We start from the raw sequence: 20,423 nt of genomic DNA on the forward strand, positions 1-20,423 counted from the left end.
GTAATAAAGCCACTTTGTCCAATTGTTCGTATACTTGCAGCAAAACTGCATAACTCTATCTAATTTTTTTGTTAGTATAAAATTTATTTTATAAATTTGGGTTCCTACTATGCAAATACCATCAATTACTATTGAGCAAGTAGCTCAGCAATTTAAAGCCTGGCGTCAAACTAAAACTAACAAGTTTGATCCCATACCAAACCATCTAAAGGAATTAGTTCGCCAGCTACTCCATCACTATTCTTGCAAAGATATAGCCAAACATCTCAATATTAATAAAACAATAATTAGTTCAATTCAACGTATACTTGCAGCAAAACTGCAACAAGATATTAATTTCCTTCCATTTCAACTAGTAAATTCTATAGATACTGATCCTGTGGCTACTCCCAAACAAAATTACTACACTTGCCACATTATTAAACCAAATGGTACCAAGCTTATTATCCAAACATTGGATCCAAAAATCATAATTCAGACATTTCTATGCTGCAACTAACCCCTCAGTCAGTTATTTTTGTTGCCACTATTGCCATCGACTTTCGTAAGGGTATCGATGGTTTAATAGCTGTTTGCAGACAAAAACTTTCTTCCAACCCTCTTAATGGTTCCTTGTTTTTATTCTATAATAAAAACAGAACTGCCATTAAAATTTTGTCCTTTGATGGTCAAGGCTTTTGGTTATGCTCTAAACGCCTATCCAAAGGTAAATTTACGGCAAAACTTTCCCCATCTGATAATTCATCTTATCAGATTTGTTATAGAACCTTACACATTCTTATTCATAATGGTGATCCTAGTTCTGCCAAACTCTCTAATGATTGGCTTCCTGTCATTTAAGCTGCCGTCTCGATTAATTCCGTATTATTTATATATCTTGCATAGGCAAAAGGCGTATAATTCGTAGGATGCTTCTTTGCTTTGTTGCTCTGCTCTTGCAGCCAATTTAAATATTTAAATGCATTGATTTCATTCTCACTACAAGTCTTTACTATACTATACAGACCACTATGTATCTCAGCACTATTGATTGTTTTAAAGAATAATGAATTCTTCCTTTGTAAAATAATGGTACGTAGTGACCTCTCAGCCCAATTATTATCAAGACTGCTAACTGGAATTTTCAAAAATTGCGTCAAACCTTCTTTATTATTTAACCAATATTTCATAGCTTGCCCAAACCTACTATTAGGCTCAACTTTCTTGTCGTTAAATAATTCATCTATTTTGTTATATATATTTTCTATATATTTACTGCTATGTTCCTGATGGTACTTCAGCTTCTCCTCAAGGCTCATCTCTTTACATTGATGTTCATTATGGTAAATCCCAGCAGTCTGTTTGAGAAAATATCCGCATTCTTCAGGGTAATATGGTTCATTCTCTGTAAATTTTCTCTGCCCATGTGACAAACAATTGATCATCACTATTATTGCCAGTAATTCTTTATCTGCTTCTGATAATACCGGGTTATTATTGTTACTTGCATCAGTCATTAAATGAATAGAATCAGTCCTATTCTTACGATTCTTTAGTACGTTACCAATATTTTCCCCGCCATGCTTATTACCGGTAAAATATAAAACTATCACCTCATTATTGGCAGTCTTAGCACATATAGTAGTGGTATAACAGCTGCGTCCTTTCTTATTTTGAGTACGTAATTTTTTATTGGCTACAGTAATTTCTAAAATTCTAGCTCTAGTATCATCAAGATTCAGTGAGCTACATTCGGCAGCCATTTCCAATAATACCCTGTAAATTTCAGCTCCACCACCTTCTTGCCAAACATCTAAATATTGTTGCCACAACGAGCTATATGATACAGGAACCCCGCTTAAACTTTGCAACCTAGATAAACGATAGAAGGGAGTACCGTAGGTCTTTTGTAACACTATTGCACTTTTGCTACTATTTGTCCATTTGTTGATATTCTTATTGTTCATAACTGTATAATCGCAAGCATTACAGCGTAACGTTTTCTTTACATATCTGTTGACTGTAATTGGAGCATTACCTGTAAATTGTAGCAATTTTCTAGCTTCACTATTATAGAGTTTACCATTATCACAGTGAGGACAGCTATCACCACTACAAAAATTCTCAGGAGATAAATAGCTGGTATTCGCATCCTGATAATCATCAAATCCATATTTACCTTGCCAATTACTGCGATCTCTCTTCTTGGACTCATCGTACTCTTCTTCATTACCACCATTCTTATTATCAGATTCACTCGGTGGTTCTTTTAATGAATCTGAACTATCTTTTTTTTGTTATCTGCCTTAAAACCAATCATCATCTCCTTAAGCTTATTTATACTGATGTTTGATGATGCTAGCTTGTCTATTAGTTCGTTACAAAATTTCACAAGTTCTATCACCGCTTGCTGATCATCTCCTGTTAATGAACTTGCCTTAATATGTTGTATTAGTTCTTCTCGTTCCTCAGCACTTAAGGTCGCTACTTTTGGCTTTTTCATTTTGATTCATTCATTACGTTTAATAATTGAAATGTTATAGTATAACTGATAGTTTTTCAACCAGTTTTTTTACTAATCGGTGATATTTGCATAGTAGGAACCCAAATTTATAAAATAAATTCATACTACCAAAAAAATTTAATAGAGTTATGCAGTTTTGCTGCAAGTATACAAAACTTCTTGCGTTGTATTATGAAATGTATTATATGCATGGCAATAGTCAAGTATAGTGCTTGGGTATGTTATAATATGAAAACAGGTATTTATTTATGGCAGAAAATAGACAAATTAGTACACCTAATTATTCAGAAGAGCTGCAACAGATACACTCGATACAAGTTTCTGGAGGAGGAGCAGTAACATTTTTGGGGCGGGGAATTTCGTTAAGAAATGATACGCAAGCAATAATTGATGTATCTATTAATCTTCTTAATGCTGAAAATATTAGTGAGTTAACAGAGCTTGGTCTAGCTGTAAGTATAATTGGTGCAGAGTCAATTGACAACAACTCAGGGGAATGAACGCGTCTGTTAGCGAGGTGTGGTATTTAGGTCATGAAGCAATCCATTTCTAACCACTTTCCTGGATTGCTTCGTCGCTACTGAAGTAGCTCCTCGCAATGACACAAATTTACAAATACTAATCGGGTTAGCCATATACCATTAGCCTAACTTCACCCCATATTTAGCTAGTAAAGATGAAAGCTCGGACTTTATACTATTCAGTCCTTCTAAGCTATCTGATTCATATCGAGCAATAATTTTGGCTTCGGTGTTAGAGGCTCGGAGTAACCACCAGGCATTAGAGTCAATTGGTGAGTCAATCCTTATGCCATCAATATCGTTGAAGGCGATATTTTTGCTGATTAAATCCTCTTTTATTTGCTGAATAATATCAAATTTGAGGTCATCTGGTACCGGAACGCTAATTTCAGGGGTGCTATAACATTTAGGTAGCTCATCTATCATGTCGTCTAAAGTCTTGTCTGATCTTGATAGTAAATCAAGAAACCGTAGAGCAGCATAAATTGCATCATCATATCCATAATATTTATCAGCAAAAAATATATGACCACTGGTTTCTCCGCCAAGTAATGCCCTAGTTGTTTGCATCTTATCTTTAATAAAGGAATGACCTGTTTTCCACATTATCGGTCTTCCTCCATATGACTTAATCTGATTAAATATGGCACTACTTGATTTAATATCCATGATAATAGTTGCATGTGGGTTTTGATCAATTACATCTTTTGCTAATATACAGAGTATCTGATCACCTAAAATTATTCGTCCTTTCTTACTGATAATAGCTATACGATCTGCATCCCCATCAAATGCAATACCAATATCACAATTCTGGGTTCTAACTACTCCTATTAGTTGTTCTAGATTCTTGGCAATAGTAGGATCTGGATGATGATTAGGAAAATTACCATCAATTTCTGAATTTATAACGATATTTTCGTTAGGTAACCTTAATGCTAATAAGTCAGTAATATTTCCAGCTGCACCGTTAGAAGGATCCCAGGCTACTTTTATTTTAGGATATATAGTTATTTCTTGTAAAATCCTGTCTATGTATTGATCGGTGATATTCAATTCTTGTACATTATAGCTAACCCGATTAGCATTTAGCCATAGTAAACTGGCGTCATTGCGAGGAGGTGTGAGCCGACGAAGCAATCCATTTCTAATCACTTTTCTGGATTGCTTCGTCGCTACTAAAGTCGGCTCCTCGCTAATAGACGTTTGTGAATTTGGTGTAATGTTAGTCGGGTCAACTATAGAACAATCGAGGCTAGACCAATCAGTGCTTAGAATGCTATTTAGTAAATGCTGTATTTGTTGATCGAAAAAAGACTTTCCTTGTGATAACATTTTAAAACCATTATCATCTTTAGGATTATGTGATCCCGTGATCATTATACTAGCTTGGGGCTTAAATATTTTGTCAGCAAAATATAAAACAGGGGAGGGGGTGACTCCTATTGAGATAACCTGTCCACCAGCTGAGATAATTCCATTAACCAAAGCATGGTAAAGGGCAGGGGAGCTTAATCTACCATCACGTCCTACAAATATTTTGTTTCCTTGTTTAGATATATTCAGTTTGGTAAAACAAAATCCAATTTTATAAGCAATAGTTGTATTAATATCTAGCAGACTGCTTCCACGAATATCGTATAACCTAAAAATTGTTCTATTTATTTCCATTGTCATTATAATTTAGGTATATTCGAATCTTTTAAATAATTTACTTTACGCACAACTCATGGTAATTTAAAATTGCAGAAAGTATAAGGCGTTATTGCGAGGAGCCACTTTAGTGGCAACGAAGCAATCCAATTCTAATCACTTTTTGGATTGCTTCGTCGGTCTTATGACCTCCTCGCAATGACGTTGATGTTTTCTTATGACTTTCAAACTGTCCTGCGTAAAGTGAGTAGATAATTGATTACTATAAATGAAAATTTTAGCATTTGATACGGTAAATAATAGTGCATCTGTTGCGATTTCTGAAGATAAAATTATTCTAGCCTATATTGAGGATTTAAGACCCTCCATGCAGGCTGAAACAATAGTGCCAATGATTGAAGAAGCTCTGAGGATAGCAAAGCTTTCTTACCATGATTTAAATTACCTAGCCGTTACAAATGGTCCAGGCAGTTTTACAGGTATTAGGGTAGGGTTGTCAGTGGCAAAAGGCATTTTGCTAAGTACAAATATAATAGGTACCACTATATCTAATTTTGAGTATTCCTGGTGGAGAGCTAGTAGGCAAGTAAGTAACTATAATAAAAATGTTACTTTTAAATTTTTTATTTTTCTCAATGCCTATAGAGGACAATTATATAGCCAAGTTTTTGACCAAGATGGACAGGCATCTATTCCTTTACTGCTAGATTATGACCAAGCCATTCAGTTATTAAATATAGAAGATAATACTATTAAGGTTTGTGCTGGTAGTGGGATAGGGATGATATACGACAAGATTAAGGATTTAGAAAATGTAATAATTTTACCGCGTTTCACTAGAGTTAAGGCATGGCATATATGTCAATACATAGTTGATAAAATAGCTAAAAAATATAATTTTTCTAACTCTATCGAACCGTTATATATTAGACTAGCTGATGTGAAGATTAAACAGAGTTAGCTAACTCGACTAACATTACGCCAAATTTACAAACGTCATTGCGAGGAGCTACTTTAGTAGCGACGAAGCAATTGTAAGATGTCATTCCCGCGTAGGCGGGAATCTAGAACCATGCCTACGCAGGGATGACACAAAAATGGATTGCTTCGTCGGCTTACGCCTACTTGCAATGACGCCAGTTTTATAGTTAAATGCTAATCGGGTTAGCTATAGCTAGCCTTACTTATGGAGTAAATATTATGATTTCTACTGGACTAGTGTATCAAGGGAAACAAAGAAATTTAACCAGGGAGCAAAAAGAAGCTGTTGGGTTGCTGTCAATCGGGACATTTTTAGAGTATTTTGACCTGATGCTCTATGTACATATGGCGGTATTGTTGAATGAGTTATTTTTTCCCCAAACTGATCCACACACTGCTACTCTTTTGTCAGCTTTTGCCTTCTGTGCTACTTTTGTTTTTCGACCAATTGGTGCGGTGCTATTTGGCTGGATAGGTGACAAAGTAGGTCGCAAAGCTACGGTAGTTGTCACAACTTTTATGATGGCATGTTCTTGTTTGGTGATGTTTAGTTTGCCTACTTATGCTCAAATTGGTATTACCGCTTCAGTATTAATCACTATTTGTCGGATAGTGCAAGGCATGTCATCCTTAGGAGAAGTAGTAGGGGCTGAATTATATTTAATGGAAATAACCAAACCACCGATGCAATATCCTGTTGTTGGTTTTATTGCAATATTTGCTGATCTGGGTGCAGTATTTGCTTTAGGTGTTGCAACGCTTGTTACTTCATATAGATTTAAATGGCAATATGCTTTTTTATTTGGTGCAGTGATTGCTCTGGTGGGAGCTGTGGCAAGAACGAGGCTTAGAGAAACTCCAGAATTTGCTGATGCAACCAAAAGATTGCTAAATAAACTTAAAACTTTTGGTTTAGAGAAAAAGGATATTACTAATCAACAAATGTTAAATGAAAAGGTTAATGTAAAAACTATATTAGCTTATTTATCAATTGAGTCTACTGGACCAATTTGTTTTTATTTTCTATATGTGCATTGTAGTGCTATACTTAGAACTATCTTAAATTATAATTCTCAGCAAATTATTGCTCATAACTTGATTATTGCAATAGCATATCTACTTATTGGTATTGCATATACTTATTTAAGTTATAAGATATGTCCACTAAAAATTTCAAAGACACGATTAGTAATTTTTGCTAGTACTATTATATTTTTGCCATATTTATTGAATAATATTCAATCTTCTGTCCATTTATTATTATTACAGTTATTTGTAGTGATATTTGGACCAAGGGTATTTCCAGCGACCCCAATATTTTATAAGCAGTTTCCGGTGTTTAAACGTTTTAGATGTGTCAGTATCTCATTCGCTGTGGTACGGGCAATAATGTTTATTGCCACATCTTTTGGACTAATTTATTTAATAGATCATTTTGATAATTGGGGAATAGTAATATTATTTGTACCATTCCTTGTGGCATATTGGTTTGGCTTACGTCATTTTGAAAGATTAGAGAAATTACGCAATGTTTAATAAAGAATTTCTAGCTCGTTTGTGTTATAACCCGAATAAGTTCTTGATATTGTTATAAGTTCCTAAATGTCTATTAACGAGGAGACTTAAAGCCCGAACAAAGTAATTGTAAGTTGTCATTCCCGCCTCCGAGGGAATCTAGAACCCTGCCGCAGGGATGACACAAAAATGGATTACTTCGTCGCTACTAAAGTAGCTCTTCGCAATGACGGAAGTATTACTATGGCTAAATGCTAATCGGGTTATATTTCTTCACATACAGAATTATAGCATAATTCATACAAATGGTTCTCCAACTTTACATGACCCAAATAAGTACATACAGCTAAAAAACTTTGTAATGTTTCATCAACTATCTTCTTAATTTTTTCTGGGGATTTATATCCAATAGTTTGCATATTATGAAGTCGGTCAAATAACTTAATCAATAAAACATCATATTTCTTTTGGTTATATAATAAATCTAATGTTTCTGCTGAGCTGATCTTCCCATAGGATTTAAGCCTAGTTAAATCTACTACTTGGTTGGCAATTTGCTTACCAAAAACCCTAGCGATCATATCTTCAGTAAGGATTGTATCTTCAATAGTATCATGCAGTAAGCTGGTAATGATCATATCAGTCCTGAAATATTGTGGCATTTCTTGTGCTGTATATTCAGCCACCATGTATGCTACTTCTATTGGATGGGAATAATATGGGGCACCAGATTGTCGCATTTGGCTACCATGATATTTTCTTGCGTAATAGATACCTCTTCTAATCTCATTAATATCTAGTGGTTGGTTTACTTGTTGGTTCAGTTGAGTTAGTTTATTCAGTAACTTATCAACATATTGACAATTTTCATATTTTGACTGCTGAACAAGATTTTTCATGGAATTTGTCCTGTTATTTGAATTATACTTTATATATTATAACTCAAAAATAAGTTAACACTAAGTGTTTATTATATATTTTTTACTTATACCTTATAAATTATTTCCTCTGGAATCTTAAATTTTATCTAGAAGATAAGAAATTATTTTGAAAAAGAGATTATCATGAGCAAGGGATAAGACAACCTCTATAGTAATCAACATTATAATGATCCATTCAAGTCTAGTGGAGTGTTTATAGTTTAAGTCATTTGACAAAATGTTATAGAGTTCATGGATCATATTTAGTCGATTGTTGAGAATATTCTGACGAATTTGAATATCTTGGAACTCTGCGGTCATTAAGTATAAAGGTTCGTAACTAGGGCGACGCCAGAAGAATTCAGGAGTATCTAATATATCGCTGTGTAAATTAATCGAATATCGTTCGTTAAATAATATACCAATTTGTTGAGATATTTCTTTTTTTGATAGAGATACGCTGCCAGTACTGGCTAGTTCTTGTTGAATTGGGGTAGTTTTTACAATTAAATTACTGACCGATTTTTCTAGCACACTAAGCTTAACTGACTGAGCCAAGGCATGCGAGATAGACAACTTTATGAAAGTTGATTTATCAGCAAGGATGATTTGGTTTTTTTCTTCATCTATAAATGTTTTACCGGTAATTTCATCATAATCGAAATAAATAAAGTCAGAAATTAGCTCGTCACTTTGATTAGTTTTAAGAGCTACTATTTCTGCAAGGAGCATTTTTTCTTGGCTTTCTTGAGCTCCCCATATAGTAACACAGCCGAAAGGGAAGAAGAAAACATCGATAGGATTTGAATTTTCTCTTTGTTCTTTTTGAATATATAGTACATCATCGAAATATTTAGGTTCAAGACCGATATTATTGAGGTTTATTACTAAATCGTTCATCTCATATTCAGAAGTTGTACAATAGGAAGTGCATCTCATATAATAAATAATTTATAGCAAACAATTGTTGCGTCAGTGTAGTATAGTAGTTATAAAAGTTATAAAGTCAATTAAAATGTAATAGTTAGTAGTTATGTATGAAATATTAACAAATAGAGCAATCATTGAGGTTGCTGGTAATGATGCGATGAATTTTTTGCATAATTTGACAACTAATGATATAAAAAATAACGATTATTGTTACACTTATGCTCTAAATAATCAAGGAAGGTATTTATTTGATTTTTTTGTATTGAAACTATCGGCAACAAGGTTTTTTATTGATATAAATATTAATCAGTCTGATTTATTTAAAAATCACTTAGTGCAGTACAAGTTACGTGCTAAAATTGAAGTGAATGACTTAACTAACGCCTATCAGGTTATTTACTCAAAGCAACAATTGCAATTTAATAGCTACCAAGACCCCCGCTATGACCAGCTTGGTTTCCGTTCCATTGTTAATAAAGATGATTTTTTAACACCCACCGAAATAGAAGGCTTATATCAGCAAGATAAATATAATTTTGCCATAGTTGATGGCTATGGGGATTTAAATGCCAACAGATCTATTCCGATCGAATATGGTGCTGAAGAGTTAAATGCTATAAGTTATACTAAAGGTTGTTATATTGGACAGGAAGTTATTTCCAGAACAAAATACCAAGGAGTTGTAAGAAAGAAAATATTTAAATTATCCATTAATACAGACAATTTAGATATGTCGAAAGATGATGAGATTATTGCCAATAATAAAAAAATTGGTACAGTATGTTCAACTTATCAAAATATGGCAATAGCTTTAATTAGGGTGGACGACTATTATTCGTTACAAAATACAGTTATTACTGTAAAAGACTTATCCGTTTCTTTGGCTGTTCCACCTTGGCGTTGTTGATGTTACTTAACGGCATTGCATTATTAATTCAAATTGCTTGCCATCCGTAAGAATAATTTTTGTATTAGTGTTGTAAATAATTGGATCATTAACTCGTTCGTGACCAAATCTATTAGTCTTAAATACTGGAATTTTTAAGGTAGCGGCAAAATCAGTAAGAGTAGTAATGATGGTCTCATTATCATTTCCACAAGCTCCAAATATTATAGCATTTATTCGATCTAACAGTCCTGCTTGTTTTAAATGATACAAGATACGATCTAGTTGGTATGGTTTTATATAAACATCTTCTAAAAAAAGTATCTTATCGGCTGTTTTTATCTGCCATGATGTACCTATAGATGTTTGTACAATGGTTAGATTACCACCCGTAAGGTTACCTGTAACGATTTTACTGGATTTTGCCGCAAGGTTAAGGGCTGATAATCCTTTAATTTTAGCTTGAGTTTCTTTACCAGAAATTATTTTTGCTATTTTTATAAAATTCTGACGATCTTTAGTTGGATTAAGTATTTCAATGATGCCATTACCATGTATTGTCTTCCACCCCCATTCTTGCGACAAGAAAATATGTAAGGCTGTCATATCACTAAATCCTATAAAAAACTTCTCCTTTATCGGTTTCTTTAAGCGTTGTAAGTCAGGAATCAATTTTGCTGAACCATATCCCCCACGCAGAGTCCATATTATGTTATCTGATTGATCAGTTAGCGTCTTTTCCAAACATAATAACCTTGTCTGGTCATCGGCAGAATGGAATAAGCTTTTTCCTGTAAAACAATCATTTGGAATATTTAGTTTTAACGAAGCAATATTTCTCAAATTAGATAATAATTCATTACTTCCCCCCGAGGCGGGAGCAACAACAGTAATTTTTGTATCTTTCAATAAACTAATAAATTCTGCATTATTCTTGTTAAAATCTGAACTGGAGAATGCTGATAATAACATAAAAATAACCGGTAGGAAGATTGTACGAATTGTTAGGAGCCGAATAGTCGAGACGATGCGGAGCAGCGTGCATAGCAAACTGACGTCATTGCGAGGAGCTACTTTAGTAGCGACGAAGCAATCCATAAAAGTGATTAGAAATGGATTGCTTCGTCGGCTCATGCCTCCTCGCAATGACGGAGTAATACTATTCGAGTTAGCTATATTAGTACGCAAAAGATAATTGTTGAATTTCATCGAAGTTTCCTATTTATGATATGGATGGTTTTCTATTATGGTCTGAGTCCGATATATTTGTTCTAATAATATTATTTTTGCCATTTGATGGGGCATAGTCATTTTTGAAAGGCTAAGATTGATATTTGCTTGTTCAATAATAGACTTATCTAAACCGAATGCTCCGCCAATAATAAATTGTATATTTTTGCCTGATTGCAAATTATTTGCTATTAATTTTGTAAATTCATGGCTATTATAACTCTGACCAATGATATTTAGTACTATTTTACAGGATTTTTCTTCTAAAAGTTCGTTAATTAATTTACCTTCAAATTGTTTAATTTGTTCAGCTGGTAATTTTTTTGAATAACAAATCTCTGTAGATTTTATATTATATTTTATCAATTTCTGATAATCTTTGGCAATTGGCTGATAATAATTATTAAGTTTTCCAACGGAAATTATTTGTATTTGTCTCATTATTTTATTATTGATTAATTAATTTAATTATACATCATAAAAGTTATGCACTAAGTAAAAGTTAGAAAATTATATTGACTTTTTATATATTTTTAATTAAGATGTTAACGAGATTTAATCTATACTTTAAGCAATTATGGCAACATATCTGGCTGTTAATAAGACATAAAACTAACCTTGGCACGGGTTATCCAGAATAATTATTTTTTATTTACCCACAAACTTATCCACAATTTATTTTACTTATTTAACCCCTATGGCAATTTAAAAATTGCAGAAAAGTACAAGACGTCATTGCGAGACCACGTGAGTGTAGTGGCAATCCATTTCTAATCATTTTTTGGATTGCTTCGTCGCCACTAAAGTGGCTCCCTCGCAATGACAGAAGTACTTTTACCCATACGTCATTGCGAGGAGCTACTTTAGTAGCGACGAAGCAATCCTGTTTTGTGTCATCCCTGCTTCGGTGCGGGATCTAGATTCCCGCCGTTGCTAAGAATGACAGAGAGTGCAAGAATGATAACTTGCAATTGCTTCGTTGACCTGCGGTCTTCCTTGCAATGACGGAGAATTTAGAACCTATAATGGATTAGCTATAAAGTCTACTTATTCGACAAATATCCCTTTATTAACTCTTCAGCAATGTGTACAGCATTTAAAGCTGCTCCTTTACGTAAATTATCGGCTGTAATCCATAAATTAATGGTATTTTTCTGACTATGATCCTGTCTAATTCTTGAGACATAGACAAGATCCGTACCTACCACATCTTTGGGAGTAACATATTGTATTACATCCAAATGACAATTAACCTCTATGGAATCTGATTCTTTAAGAATCTCTTTTACTTCTTCAGCATCTATTGCCCCACTAAATTCAACATTAACTGAAATAGCATGCCCAACAAACACCGGCACTCTGACGCAAGTTACGCTAGCTTTAGCATGCGAGCCTATAATTTTTTCTAATTCCAAAGCAATCTTAGATTCTTCACTAGTAGAACCATCTTTATTAAAATCACCTATATGTGGGAATAAATTAAAAGCTATTTGTTGAGGAAAGACTTTAGGAGCGATGTCATTAAAAACATATTTTGCCTTGGTTTGCTCGTAAAGCTCTTCCATTCCCTTCTTGCCTGCTCCTGAAGCTGACTGATAGGTCGATATAACCATTCTCTTAATCTTTACAGCATTATCCAAAGGCTTTAACGCGGTAGCTATAGGAGTAGTGCAACAATTCGGATTAGCTATAATATTTTTAATAGTATAATCTTTTAGGTTGGCTAGATTCGCTTCTGGAACTATCAAAGGAATATTGGGGTCAAGTCTAAAAAACGATGATTTATCGATAACTATACAGCCTTGTTCTACAGCCTTGGGTACATATTTTTTTGATATTTCTGATCCAGCTGAGAAAAAAGCAATGTCGATTTTGCTAAAATCTACATTATCTATATCAAATGTTTTTATAGTACCATCCCCAAAACTAACCTCTTTACCTATAGATTCACTCGAAGCTATAGCGTGGATATTATTAATTGGAAAATTTCTTTCAAACAAAATCTCTAAAGTTTCCCGTCCAACATTACCTGTTGCACCAATCACTGCGATATTATATTTTTTTGTCATATTTACTTAATTTAATTGTTTTATCCTTTAAAAGTTGTATGTGGTCAACGTCATTGCGAGAAGACCGTAGGTCGACGAAGCAATCCATCTTTGGTTACCTTTATGGATTGCCACGACCACTATAGTGAAACCTATTGAATTAGGTGATACAAACTTTGTGTCATACCTGCGAAAGCAGGTATCTAGATTCCCGCCTTCGCGGGAATGACAACTTACAATCGTTATGTTCTTTATCACCTAATCCTATGAGCATAACTATATGTGGTCTCGCAATGACGAATTGTTAGCTATAGTTTTTAACCTATATCAACTTAGAAATAGTTTTTCCACCAATAATATGGAAGTGAAAATGAAACACACTTTGTCCCGATCTCTCGCCTTTATTGGTAATTAAACGGTAGCCATCTTGCTCTAAACCCACTAGAGACGCAATATAAGATAACTTGGTAAAATAATCTTTAACTTCATCGCCAGAAGCTTTAAGGATAAAATCACTATAGTCAACATACTCCTTTTTAGGTATAGCTATTACATGTACTGGAGCTACAGGATTTATATCATTAAATGCTATTAAATTTTCATCTTCATATATTATTTCTGCTGGCAGGTTCTTGCCAATAATTTTTGCAAAAACGTTGTTCTTGTCATACATATTCATTATACTCATAATTAATATTGCTTATAGCTAATCCTACTAAATTATGCCAAACTCACCGATGTCATTCCCGCGTAGGCGGGAATCTAAGATATAGTGAAACCTATTGAATTAGGTGATACAAACTTTGTGTCATACCTGCGAAAGCAGGTATCTAGATTCCCGCCTACGCGGGAATGACAACTTACAATAGTTATGTTCTTTATCACCTAATCCTATAGGCATAACTATACCTGCTTTCGCAGGTATGACACAAAACAAAATTGCTTTACTGCCACAAAGTGGCTCCTTGCAATGACGGAAGTATAGCTATAAATAACACTATACTCTAATTTCTATCGACCACTAAGTGTTTTAAAAATTTTAATTCAGCTTCTATTGCAGATTTTGCTAATATTATCTCTGCAAGTTGGTATTTTTTTTGTTGCAAATCATATTCTCTCATATCAGCAGCAAAAAAACCAAATATTAACATAATAGCTACTCGACTGGCAAAAGTAAAATAAGCAAAACCTAAACTTGATATAGCTATACTTACTATTAAAGTAATGATTAGTGCTATCCACATTCTGTGATATAATGCCCAAAACATATTAAAAAATGCAGCAGATAATGAAAAGCCCTGCTTGATAATGATAAAATCATTATCTTTTTTTTGAGGATTAACATATATTGAATAAATATTCATAATGGAATCTTGTAATTATGATACTGAATGATTACTTAAAAACTATAATAATAAACAAACAGATAAACATCAATATTTAAAAGATTATTTATGTCAGATAACTCATTACACGGGACTACTATACTGTGCTTAAGAAAAGGCGGAGAGGTTGTAATTGCCGCTGATGGCCAGGTCTCCCTTGGTAATACAATTTTAAAATCCACAGCAAAAAAACTAAGAACCATGTACAATAATAGTATTATTGCTGGTTTTGCTGGATCTACGGCAGATGCTCTAACTTTATTTGAAAAACTAGAGTTAAAGCTAGAAAAATATTCATACCAATTAGTCAGAAGTGCAGTAGAACTGGCAAAAGAGTGGCGTAGTGATAAATATTTACGTAAGCTTGAAGCAATGATGATTGTTGCAGATCAAAAAAATATATTAATTTTAACTGGTAATGGTGATGTAGTTGAACCTGATGGTAATGCTGCTGCCATTGGTTCTGGTGGATTATATGCACTGGCAAGTAGTAGGGGTTTAATGTCTTTTGATAATAACCTAACTGCCGAGGAAATTGCTTTAAAATCAATGCATATTGCAGCTGACATCTGTGTTTTCTCTAATCATAATATTATTTTAGAAAAAGTTATATGAGTACTAGTATTAAAAAGAAATCTGTGGGATTAACTCCCTCTAAATCTGTGGAATTAACTTCCGCTAAATCTATGGGATTAACTCCCTCTAAAATCGTAGCTGAACTTGATAGATTCATTGTCGGGCAATATAAGGCTAAAAAAGCTGTTGCGATCGCTTTGCGAAATCGCTGTAGGCGTAGAAATGTAGCCGAACCACTTCGTCAAGAGATCGTTCCAAAAAATATTTTAATGATTGGACCAACTGGTGTAGGTAAAACTGAAATCGCTAGGCGGCTTGCTAAGCTTAGCGGCTCACCTTTTCTTAAAATAGAAGCCACCAAATTTACTGAAGTAGGATATGTCGGACGAGACGTTGAGTCGATAATACGAGATTTAGTGGAAATAGCTGTTAATACCCAAAAGGCTAACGCTAAAAAAGAAGTTATTGCTAATGCAACTTTAAAAGCTGTAGAAAGAATATTGGATGCTTTAGTTGGCAAGTCGGCATCAGTTGAGACTAGAGAGAAATTCCGTCTTAAACTTGAAAAAGGTGAGATTGATAATACTGAAATTGAGATCAGTATAACAGATTCAGGTAGCTTATTTGGTAGTAACTTTGAAATTCCTGGTATGCCAGGAGCTGCTATGGGTGTGTTAAATGTTTCTGATATGATCAGCAAAGCTATCGGTACTAGTAAAACCAAAAATAAGAAAATGCTAGTTAAAGATGCTATGTTAACTATTTCGGCTGAAGAGTCAGATAAATTGATCGATCAAGAAAAAATTACTCAAGATGCATTAGTGCTAGTACAAAATGATGGTATAGTATTTTTGGATGAAATTGATAAAATCACCTCAAGACCTGAGGGGAAAAGCTCAGAGATTAGTAGAGAGGGAGTACAGAGAGATTTATTACCTATTATTGAGGGTACAACAGTTAATACCAAATATGGCCCTGTGGAAACTGCCCATATATTATTTATAGCATCAGGTGCTTTTCATTTATCAAAACCATCTGATTTATTGCCTGAATTGCAAGGAAGGCTACCTATTAGAGTAGAGCTAAGCTCACTCACTAAGGAAGATATGGTGAAAATCTTGGTTGAACCAGAATCAAGTTTGATAAAACAATATTCAGCCTTAATTGCTACCGAAGGGGTAGAATTAAAATTTACCGATAATGCAATAGATAAAATTGCTACTTATGCAGCAAAAGTTAATTTAGAAATTGAAGATATTGGAGCAAGAAGATTACATACTATTTTAGAAAATTTATTAGAGGAGATAAGTTTTAATGCAAGTGATATGAAAGAAAAGAAGGTAGTTATGGATGAGCATTTTGTCGACCAGCAATTATCAAAAATTATCAAAAATCTGGATTTAGTAAAATTTATTTTGTAAATGATAGTTCATCTTGGTAGCTTAACCTTTAGTGGTATAGACATTATTGATGTCGATGTGCAAGTACAGATATCGCCAGGTATACCTAATTTTACTATAGTAGGGTTGGCGGATAAAACCATTGGTGAGTCTAAAGAAAGGGTTAGAGCAGCCTTATCTTCCATAGGGCTTGCTCTACCTGCCAAGAAAATACTTATAAATTTAGCTCCAGCTGATTTGGTTAAGGAGGGTAGTCATTTTGACCTTGCTATTGCTTGTGCCATACTTAGTAGTATGAAAATTTTACCAGCTGAGGAAATGCAAGAATATCTGGTAATAGGAGAATTATCTTTAGATGGTTCTATTTTACCGGTCAGTGGAGCATTACCTGCTGCTATTGGTGCTTCAGCTAGAAATAAAGGGCTAATTTGTTCAAAACATAATGGTCAGGAAGCTGCATGGTCTGGCAATAATAATATTTTGGTGGCAGGTAATTTAATAGAGTTAGTTAACCATTTTAAAGGATTGCAAATATTATCATCACCAGAATTAGAAATTGACAATAGCATAATAAATTACCCTGACTTTAAGGAAATTAAAGGGCAGAAAACAGCCAAGCGGGCTTTAGAAATAGCTGCTTCAGGTAGCCATAATCTATTAATGTTTGGTCCACCTGGTACTGGGAAATCGATGTTGGCACAATGTATACCTGGCATATTACCCAAAATGCGACCCGAGGAAATATTAGAGTGCAGTACTATAGCAAGCGTTGCGGGCAAGTTAGCCAATGGCAAACTGTCAAGGGTCAGACCTTTTCGCGCTCCCCACCATTCATGCTCGATAGCAGCAATGGTCGGTGGCGGTGTTGGTAAAAGAGTAAAGCCTGGTGAGATTTCATTAGCCCATAATGGGGTGTTGTTTTTAGACGAATTACCAGAATTTCCACCCAATGTTATCGAGTCTTTAAGACAACCAATTGAAACCGGAGAAATATTAATTGCTAGATCAAATTCACACATTAAATATCCAGCTAACTTTCAGCTAATAGCAGCAATGAATCCTTGTAAATGTGGTTATTTAAGTGATCCACAAAAAGCATGTTCAAAAGCTCCAAAATGTGGAAGTGATTATCAGATGCGTATTTCCGGTCCGATCATGGATCGATTTGATTTACATATAAATGTCGGTTCTATCGACTCATATAATTATAGTTTAATAGGAGATGATACAGAAGAAGTATCTAAACAAATAGCCAATAGGGTTGAAATGGCTCGCAACATTCAACAAACTAGATATGAAGGATATAATATCAAAACAAATAACCGCTTGGACGGGCAGTTGCTTATCGAATATGCACTACCAGTGGATGATGGAAAAGATTTACTTAATGAAGCTGCTACCAAATTTCGTATATCAATGCGGGCATATAATAGAATCTTACGAGTTGCAAGAACTATAGCGGATTTAGAAGGTTCTCGCAATGTCTACAAGATACATATTGCCGAAGCATTAAACTATAGAAAAATGGATAATAATCTATAAGAAGGAGAATATAACCATCTATTAGCGAGAGGAGTAGAATTGCTACGATGAAGCAATTGTAAGGTGTCATTCCAGTGCTTTCTCGTCATTCCCGCATAATTATATAGTGAAACCTATTGAATTAGGTGATACAAACTTTGTGTTAACCTTGCGAAAGCAGGTATCTAGATTCCCGCCGTTGCTAAGAATGACAACCCACGCTAATCTCCTTAATTTTTGCCATAATCTTTTCGGAGATATTTGAGGCAGTAAGGCCAAAATATGAGTATAAATCACTAGAGGGAGCAGATAGACCAAATTGTTCCATGCCAAAGAACATGCCGTTTTCTCCGATGATTCGATGCCAACCAAAGCTACTTGCAGCTTCTATAGCAACTTTTAATTTGGCATTGGACAGGATATTTTGGATATAGCTACGAGGCTGTTTAAAAAATAACTCAAAACATAACATTGAAATCACATTTACACTAAATCCATTTTTGCTTAGTATATCTTTTACCTCTAAGGCAATTGACAACTCAGAACCCGTGGCAAAGATAGCAACGTCTACTATTGGTGTTACTCCTGTTGTTGATGTCATTCCCATTGACCTCTCCCTCGTTGATGTCATTCCCGCGTAGGCGGGAATCTGTAATATATCAGGTTGTTGATCATTCCCTGATAATATATAGCCACCTTTAGAGCATGAATTTTGTGAAGTTATTCGGCTAACTATTTGAGATACTGGTTGTCTGGTTAAAGCAAGAACAGAAGGACCATCTTTATTAGATAAGGCAATTCGCCAAGACTCAGCAGTTTCAAGGTAGTCTGCTGGGCGTAATACCATCATATTTGGTAAGCTTCGAAAGGAGGCTAGATGCTCAATTGGTTGGTGAGTAGGGCCATCTTCTCCCACACCAATTGAATCGTGAGTCATGATATAGATCACTTGTTGTTGCATAATAGAAGAGAGCCGCATAGTTGGTTTCATATAATCAGAAAAGACTAAAAAAGTAGCTCCTACAGGTAAGAATCCTGATAGTGCTAGCCCATTCATGATAGCTCCCATAACATTCTCGCGAACACCATAATGGATGTAATTGCCACTAAAATCATCTTTATTAATTACCTTACTAACAGTATTTTTGATATTATTGGATAATGATAAATCAGCTGAGCCAAAAATAATTTTATCTGATAGTTTGCTTAAATACTCTATAACTCTACCAGATGAATAACGGGTTGCTTCATCTTTTTCTGGAATAGGGCTATTATCAAGAAAAGAACAATCTATATTAGCTTTATTCAAATAAGCTTTTTGCTCTTGACTTATATCAGCAAAATTCTCCTGCCAATTATTATAACTCGCTTGATTTCTTAACCAAGCCGTACTCCAGATATCTTTTAATTCTTTTGGTATACTAAACTCCTCATCATTAAAGCCTAAATTTTCTTTAAGAAGTTTAACCTCATCTTTGCCAAGTGGTGAGCCATGGGCAACATTTGAATTTACCTTGTTAATAGAGCCTTTACCAATTAAAGTACGGCAGGCAATGAAGTAGGGCTTATCAGAATTTTGTGCCTTAATTAGGCTGGCATTAATTTGCTCAAAATCATGTCCATCAATTGAGTCGGTATTCCATCCCATGGCAGCAAATTTTTGCAGATGGTTTTCAGATACGGTAAGGTCGGTAGAACCGTCGATGGAGATTTTATTATCATCAAATAAAACTATTAAGTTATTCAGGCATAAATGCCCAGCTAAAGAAGCGGCTTCATAGCTGATACCTTCCATTAGGCATCCATCTCCAATTATACAGTAAATTTTATGTACACTAAGCTCTTTGCCCAATTTTTGTTGATATTTTTTCTGGGCAATCGCCATACCCACCGAAGTGCCAAACCCTTGACCTAAAGGACCGGTAGTAGCCTCAATAGCTTCATATGCCCCATATTCTGGATGTCCAGGAGTTTTTGAGTGTAATTTCCGAAATTGTTTTAAATCTTCTAGGTGAAAATTTTTATAATTTGTTAAATAATAAAAACTATAAAGCAACATCGAACCATGCCCAGCCGATAGAACTAGGCGATCACGGTCAAACCAAGTTGGATCACTAGGATTGAATTTTAGAAAATTAAATACTAACATGGTCATGACATCTGCCATGCCAAGTACCATACCCGGATGTCCTGATTTGGCATACTCTATGCTATCACTTGCTAAAACTCTAATACAATCACTTAATTTACAATATTCTTTTGAATATTTCGGGATTTTATTAAACTTCATTATAATAAATATTAATTTTGTGTTAAAAGATAGTGATAAAATTTTTTTATAAATCTACTTCAAA

Annotated in this window: 24 protein-coding genes; 9 read left to right on the plus strand and 15 right to left on the minus strand. The window is 34.3% G+C overall.

Annotation, left to right across the window (positions count from 1 at the left end):
• The first annotated feature begins 109 nt into the window (after positions 1–109).
• Together ACQH2P_RS07180 and tnpB are read left to right on the plus strand one after the other, a co-directional pair.
• Positions 110–499: a hypothetical protein gene (locus ACQH2P_RS07180; protein WP_425362660.1), complete on the plus strand. Its 390-nt coding sequence runs from the start codon at positions 110–112 to the stop codon at positions 497–499.
• Positions 487–840, plus strand: coding sequence for an IS66 family insertion sequence element accessory protein TnpB (gene tnpB, locus ACQH2P_RS07185; RefSeq protein ID WP_425362591.1), 354 nt, complete (start codon positions 487–489; stop codon positions 838–840). Before ACQH2P_RS07180 ends, tnpB begins: the two co-directional genes overlap by 13 nt.
• Here tnpB and ACQH2P_RS07190 read toward each other — a convergent pair.
• From ACQH2P_RS07190 to ACQH2P_RS07200, 3 genes are read right to left on the minus strand one after another with little or no spacing between them, the layout of a single operon-like run.
• Complete coding sequence (locus ACQH2P_RS07190; RefSeq protein WP_425362755.1) at positions 837–1,946, minus strand: IS66 family transposase; 1,110 nt, start codon at positions 1,944–1,946, stop codon at positions 837–839. The genes tnpB and ACQH2P_RS07190 overlap by 4 nt on opposite strands.
• A 38-nt stretch (positions 1,947–1,984) precedes the next feature.
• On the minus strand, positions 1,985–2,218 hold the full coding sequence (locus tag ACQH2P_RS07195; RefSeq protein ID WP_425362621.1) for a hypothetical protein: 234 nt from the start codon (positions 2,216–2,218) through the stop codon (positions 1,985–1,987).
• Between the two features lie 30 nt (positions 2,219–2,248).
• Entirely contained in the window at positions 2,249–2,482 is a 234-nt protein-coding gene (locus tag ACQH2P_RS07200; protein WP_425362589.1) for a hypothetical protein, read from the minus strand.
• Between the two features lie 269 nt (positions 2,483–2,751).
• Between ACQH2P_RS07200 and ACQH2P_RS07205 the strand changes: the two genes are divergently transcribed.
• Positions 2,752–3,003, plus strand: a complete 252-nt coding sequence (locus tag ACQH2P_RS07205; RefSeq protein ID WP_425363615.1) for a hypothetical protein — start codon at positions 2,752–2,754, stop codon at positions 3,001–3,003.
• A gap of 141 nt (positions 3,004–3,144) precedes the next feature.
• On the opposite strand, the gene ACQH2P_RS07210 is transcribed toward ACQH2P_RS07205, so the two are convergent.
• Positions 3,145–4,695 carry a phosphomannomutase/phosphoglucomutase gene (locus ACQH2P_RS07210; RefSeq protein ID WP_425363616.1) on the minus strand — a complete coding sequence of 517 codons (1,551 nt, stop codon included), beginning with the start codon at positions 4,693–4,695 and terminating at the stop codon, positions 3,145–3,147.
• A gap of 250 nt (positions 4,696–4,945) precedes the next feature.
• Here ACQH2P_RS07210 and tsaB point away from each other — a divergent pair, with 250 nt between their 5' ends.
• Both tsaB and ACQH2P_RS07220 read left to right on the plus strand, forming a co-directional pair.
• Positions 4,946–5,638, plus strand: a complete 693-nt coding sequence (tsaB, locus tag ACQH2P_RS07215; protein WP_425363617.1) for a tRNA (adenosine(37)-N6)-threonylcarbamoyltransferase complex dimerization subunit type 1 TsaB — start codon at positions 4,946–4,948, stop codon at positions 5,636–5,638.
• A 239-nt stretch (positions 5,639–5,877) separates the two neighbouring features.
• Complete coding sequence (locus ACQH2P_RS07220; protein WP_425363618.1) at positions 5,878–7,194, plus strand: MFS transporter; 1,317 nt, start codon at positions 5,878–5,880, stop codon at positions 7,192–7,194.
• A gap of 242 nt (positions 7,195–7,436) precedes the next feature.
• Here the strand turns inward: ACQH2P_RS07220 and ACQH2P_RS07225 are convergent, their stop codons facing one another.
• Complete coding sequence (locus ACQH2P_RS07225) at positions 7,437–8,072, minus strand: HD domain-containing protein (protein ID WP_425363619.1); 636 nt, start codon at positions 8,070–8,072, stop codon at positions 7,437–7,439.
• Between the two features lie 117 nt (positions 8,073–8,189).
• Complete coding sequence (locus tag ACQH2P_RS07230) at positions 8,190–8,993, minus strand: RMD1 family protein (RefSeq protein WP_425364128.1); 804 nt, start codon at positions 8,991–8,993, stop codon at positions 8,190–8,192.
• Between the two features lie 133 nt (positions 8,994–9,126).
• On the opposite strand from ACQH2P_RS07230, the gene ygfZ reads away from it, so the two are divergent.
• Positions 9,127–9,930: a CAF17-like 4Fe-4S cluster assembly/insertion protein YgfZ gene (gene ygfZ, locus ACQH2P_RS07235; protein ID WP_425363620.1), complete on the plus strand. Its 804-nt coding sequence runs from the start codon at positions 9,127–9,129 to the stop codon at positions 9,928–9,930.
• 6 nt (positions 9,931–9,936) lie between these two features.
• Here the strand turns inward: ygfZ and ACQH2P_RS07240 are convergent, their stop codons facing one another.
• From ACQH2P_RS07240 to ACQH2P_RS07270, 7 genes are all read right to left on the minus strand, one after another.
• Complete coding sequence (locus tag ACQH2P_RS07240) at positions 9,937–10,881, minus strand: LD-carboxypeptidase (RefSeq protein ID WP_425364129.1); 945 nt, start codon at positions 10,879–10,881, stop codon at positions 9,937–9,939.
• Positions 10,882–11,127: 246 nt separating this feature from the next.
• Positions 11,128–11,580 carry a 23S rRNA (pseudouridine(1915)-N(3))-methyltransferase RlmH gene (locus ACQH2P_RS07245; protein WP_425363621.1) on the minus strand — a complete coding sequence of 151 codons (453 nt, stop codon included), beginning with the start codon at positions 11,578–11,580 and terminating at the stop codon, positions 11,128–11,130.
• Between the two features lie 602 nt (positions 11,581–12,182).
• Complete coding sequence (gene asd, locus ACQH2P_RS07250) at positions 12,183–13,208, minus strand: aspartate-semialdehyde dehydrogenase (RefSeq protein WP_425363622.1); 1,026 nt, start codon at positions 13,206–13,208, stop codon at positions 12,183–12,185.
• Positions 13,209–13,235: 27 nt separating this feature from the next.
• On the minus strand, positions 13,236–13,445 hold the full coding sequence (locus tag ACQH2P_RS07255) for a hypothetical protein (RefSeq protein ID WP_425363623.1): 210 nt from the start codon (positions 13,443–13,445) through the stop codon (positions 13,236–13,238).
• A gap of 64 nt (positions 13,446–13,509) precedes the next feature.
• Positions 13,510–13,860: an HIT domain-containing protein gene (locus ACQH2P_RS07260; protein WP_425364130.1), complete on the minus strand. Its 351-nt coding sequence runs from the start codon at positions 13,858–13,860 to the stop codon at positions 13,510–13,512.
• A gap of 89 nt (positions 13,861–13,949) precedes the next feature.
• On the minus strand, positions 13,950–14,072 hold the full coding sequence (locus ACQH2P_RS07265; protein ID WP_425362939.1) for a hypothetical protein: 123 nt from the start codon (positions 14,070–14,072) through the stop codon (positions 13,950–13,952).
• Positions 14,073–14,191: 119 nt separating this feature from the next.
• Positions 14,192–14,551, minus strand: a complete 360-nt coding sequence (locus tag ACQH2P_RS07270; protein ID WP_425363624.1) for a DUF2628 domain-containing protein — start codon at positions 14,549–14,551, stop codon at positions 14,192–14,194.
• A 90-nt stretch (positions 14,552–14,641) separates the two neighbouring features.
• On the opposite strand from ACQH2P_RS07270, the gene hslV reads away from it, so the two are divergent.
• The 3 genes from hslV to ACQH2P_RS07285 all read left to right on the plus strand — a co-directional run bounded on the left by hslV (position 14,642) and on the right by ACQH2P_RS07285 (position 18,090).
• Positions 14,642–15,187 carry an ATP-dependent protease subunit HslV gene (hslV, locus tag ACQH2P_RS07275; protein WP_425363625.1) on the plus strand — a complete coding sequence of 182 codons (546 nt, stop codon included), beginning with the start codon at positions 14,642–14,644 and terminating at the stop codon, positions 15,185–15,187.
• Positions 15,188–15,258: 71 nt separating this feature from the next.
• The gene (gene hslU, locus ACQH2P_RS07280; protein WP_425364131.1) at positions 15,259–16,569 is read left to right on the plus strand and encodes an ATP-dependent protease ATPase subunit HslU; all 1,311 of its coding nucleotides are present in this window, start codon (positions 15,259–15,261) and stop codon (positions 16,567–16,569) included.
• On the plus strand, positions 16,570–18,090 hold the full coding sequence (locus ACQH2P_RS07285; RefSeq protein WP_425363626.1) for a YifB family Mg chelatase-like AAA ATPase: 1,521 nt from the start codon (positions 16,570–16,572) through the stop codon (positions 18,088–18,090). It abuts the gene before it with no gap.
• Between the two features lie 99 nt (positions 18,091–18,189).
• On the opposite strand, the gene ACQH2P_RS07290 is transcribed toward ACQH2P_RS07285, so the two are convergent.
• Positions 18,190–18,348, minus strand: coding sequence for a hypothetical protein (locus ACQH2P_RS07290; RefSeq protein ID WP_425363627.1), 159 nt, complete (start codon positions 18,346–18,348; stop codon positions 18,190–18,192).
• Positions 18,272–20,359 (minus strand): transketolase family protein, encoded by a 2,088-nt coding sequence (locus ACQH2P_RS07295; RefSeq protein ID WP_425363628.1) that lies wholly within the window; start codon positions 20,357–20,359, stop codon positions 18,272–18,274. Before ACQH2P_RS07295 ends, ACQH2P_RS07290 begins: the two co-directional genes overlap by 77 nt.
• Positions 20,360–20,423 lie beyond the last annotated feature (64 nt).

It is taken from the genome of Candidatus Tisiphia endosymbiont of Hybos culiciformis, assembly GCF_964030975.1.
In the GTDB taxonomy this organism is placed as follows: domain Bacteria; phylum Pseudomonadota; class Alphaproteobacteria; order Rickettsiales; family Rickettsiaceae; genus Tisiphia.

Coding starts and splice junctions, on each gene's coding strand:
- ACQH2P_RS07180 (WP_425362660.1), top strand. CDS start 110: ATGCAAATACCATCAATTACTATTGAGCAAGTAGCTCAGCAATTTAAA.
- tnpB (WP_425362591.1), top strand. CDS start 487: ATGCTGCAACTAACCCCTCAGTCAGTTATTTTTGTTGCCACTATTGCC.
- ACQH2P_RS07190 (WP_425362755.1), bottom strand. CDS start 1,946: ATGAACAATAAGAATATCAACAAATGGACAAATAGTAGCAAAAGTGCA.
- ACQH2P_RS07195 (WP_425362621.1), bottom strand. CDS start 2,218: ATGGTGGTAATGAAGAAGAGTACGATGAGTCCAAGAAGAGAGATCGCA.
- ACQH2P_RS07200 (WP_425362589.1), bottom strand. CDS start 2,482: ATGAAAAAGCCAAAAGTAGCGACCTTAAGTGCTGAGGAACGAGAAGAA.
- ACQH2P_RS07205 (WP_425363615.1), top strand. CDS start 2,752: ATGGCAGAAAATAGACAAATTAGTACACCTAATTATTCAGAAGAGCTG.
- ACQH2P_RS07210 (WP_425363616.1), bottom strand. CDS start 4,695: ATGGAAATAAATAGAACAATTTTTAGGTTATACGATATTCGTGGAAGC.
- tsaB (WP_425363617.1), top strand. CDS start 4,946: ATGAAAATTTTAGCATTTGATACGGTAAATAATAGTGCATCTGTTGCG.
- ACQH2P_RS07220 (WP_425363618.1), top strand. CDS start 5,878: ATGATTTCTACTGGACTAGTGTATCAAGGGAAACAAAGAAATTTAACC.
- ACQH2P_RS07225 (WP_425363619.1), bottom strand. CDS start 8,072: ATGAAAAATCTTGTTCAGCAGTCAAAATATGAAAATTGTCAATATGTT.
- ACQH2P_RS07230 (WP_425364128.1), bottom strand. CDS start 8,993: ATGAACGATTTAGTAATAAACCTCAATAATATCGGTCTTGAACCTAAA.
- ygfZ (WP_425363620.1), top strand. CDS start 9,127: ATGTATGAAATATTAACAAATAGAGCAATCATTGAGGTTGCTGGTAAT.
- ACQH2P_RS07240 (WP_425364129.1), bottom strand. CDS start 10,881: ATGTTATTATCAGCATTCTCCAGTTCAGATTTTAACAAGAATAATGCA.
- ACQH2P_RS07245 (WP_425363621.1), bottom strand. CDS start 11,580: ATGAGACAAATACAAATAATTTCCGTTGGAAAACTTAATAATTATTAT.
- asd (WP_425363622.1), bottom strand. CDS start 13,208: ATGACAAAAAAATATAATATCGCAGTGATTGGTGCAACAGGTAATGTT.
- ACQH2P_RS07260 (WP_425364130.1), bottom strand. CDS start 13,860: ATGTATGACAAGAACAACGTTTTTGCAAAAATTATTGGCAAGAACCTG.
- ACQH2P_RS07270 (WP_425363624.1), bottom strand. CDS start 14,551: ATGAATATTTATTCAATATATGTTAATCCTCAAAAAAAAGATAATGAT.
- hslV (WP_425363625.1), top strand. CDS start 14,642: ATGTCAGATAACTCATTACACGGGACTACTATACTGTGCTTAAGAAAA.
- hslU (WP_425364131.1), top strand. CDS start 15,259: ATGGGATTAACTCCCTCTAAAATCGTAGCTGAACTTGATAGATTCATT.
- ACQH2P_RS07285 (WP_425363626.1), top strand. CDS start 16,570: ATGATAGTTCATCTTGGTAGCTTAACCTTTAGTGGTATAGACATTATT.
- ACQH2P_RS07295 (WP_425363628.1), bottom strand. CDS start 20,359: ATGAAGTTTAATAAAATCCCGAAATATTCAAAAGAATATTGTAAATTA.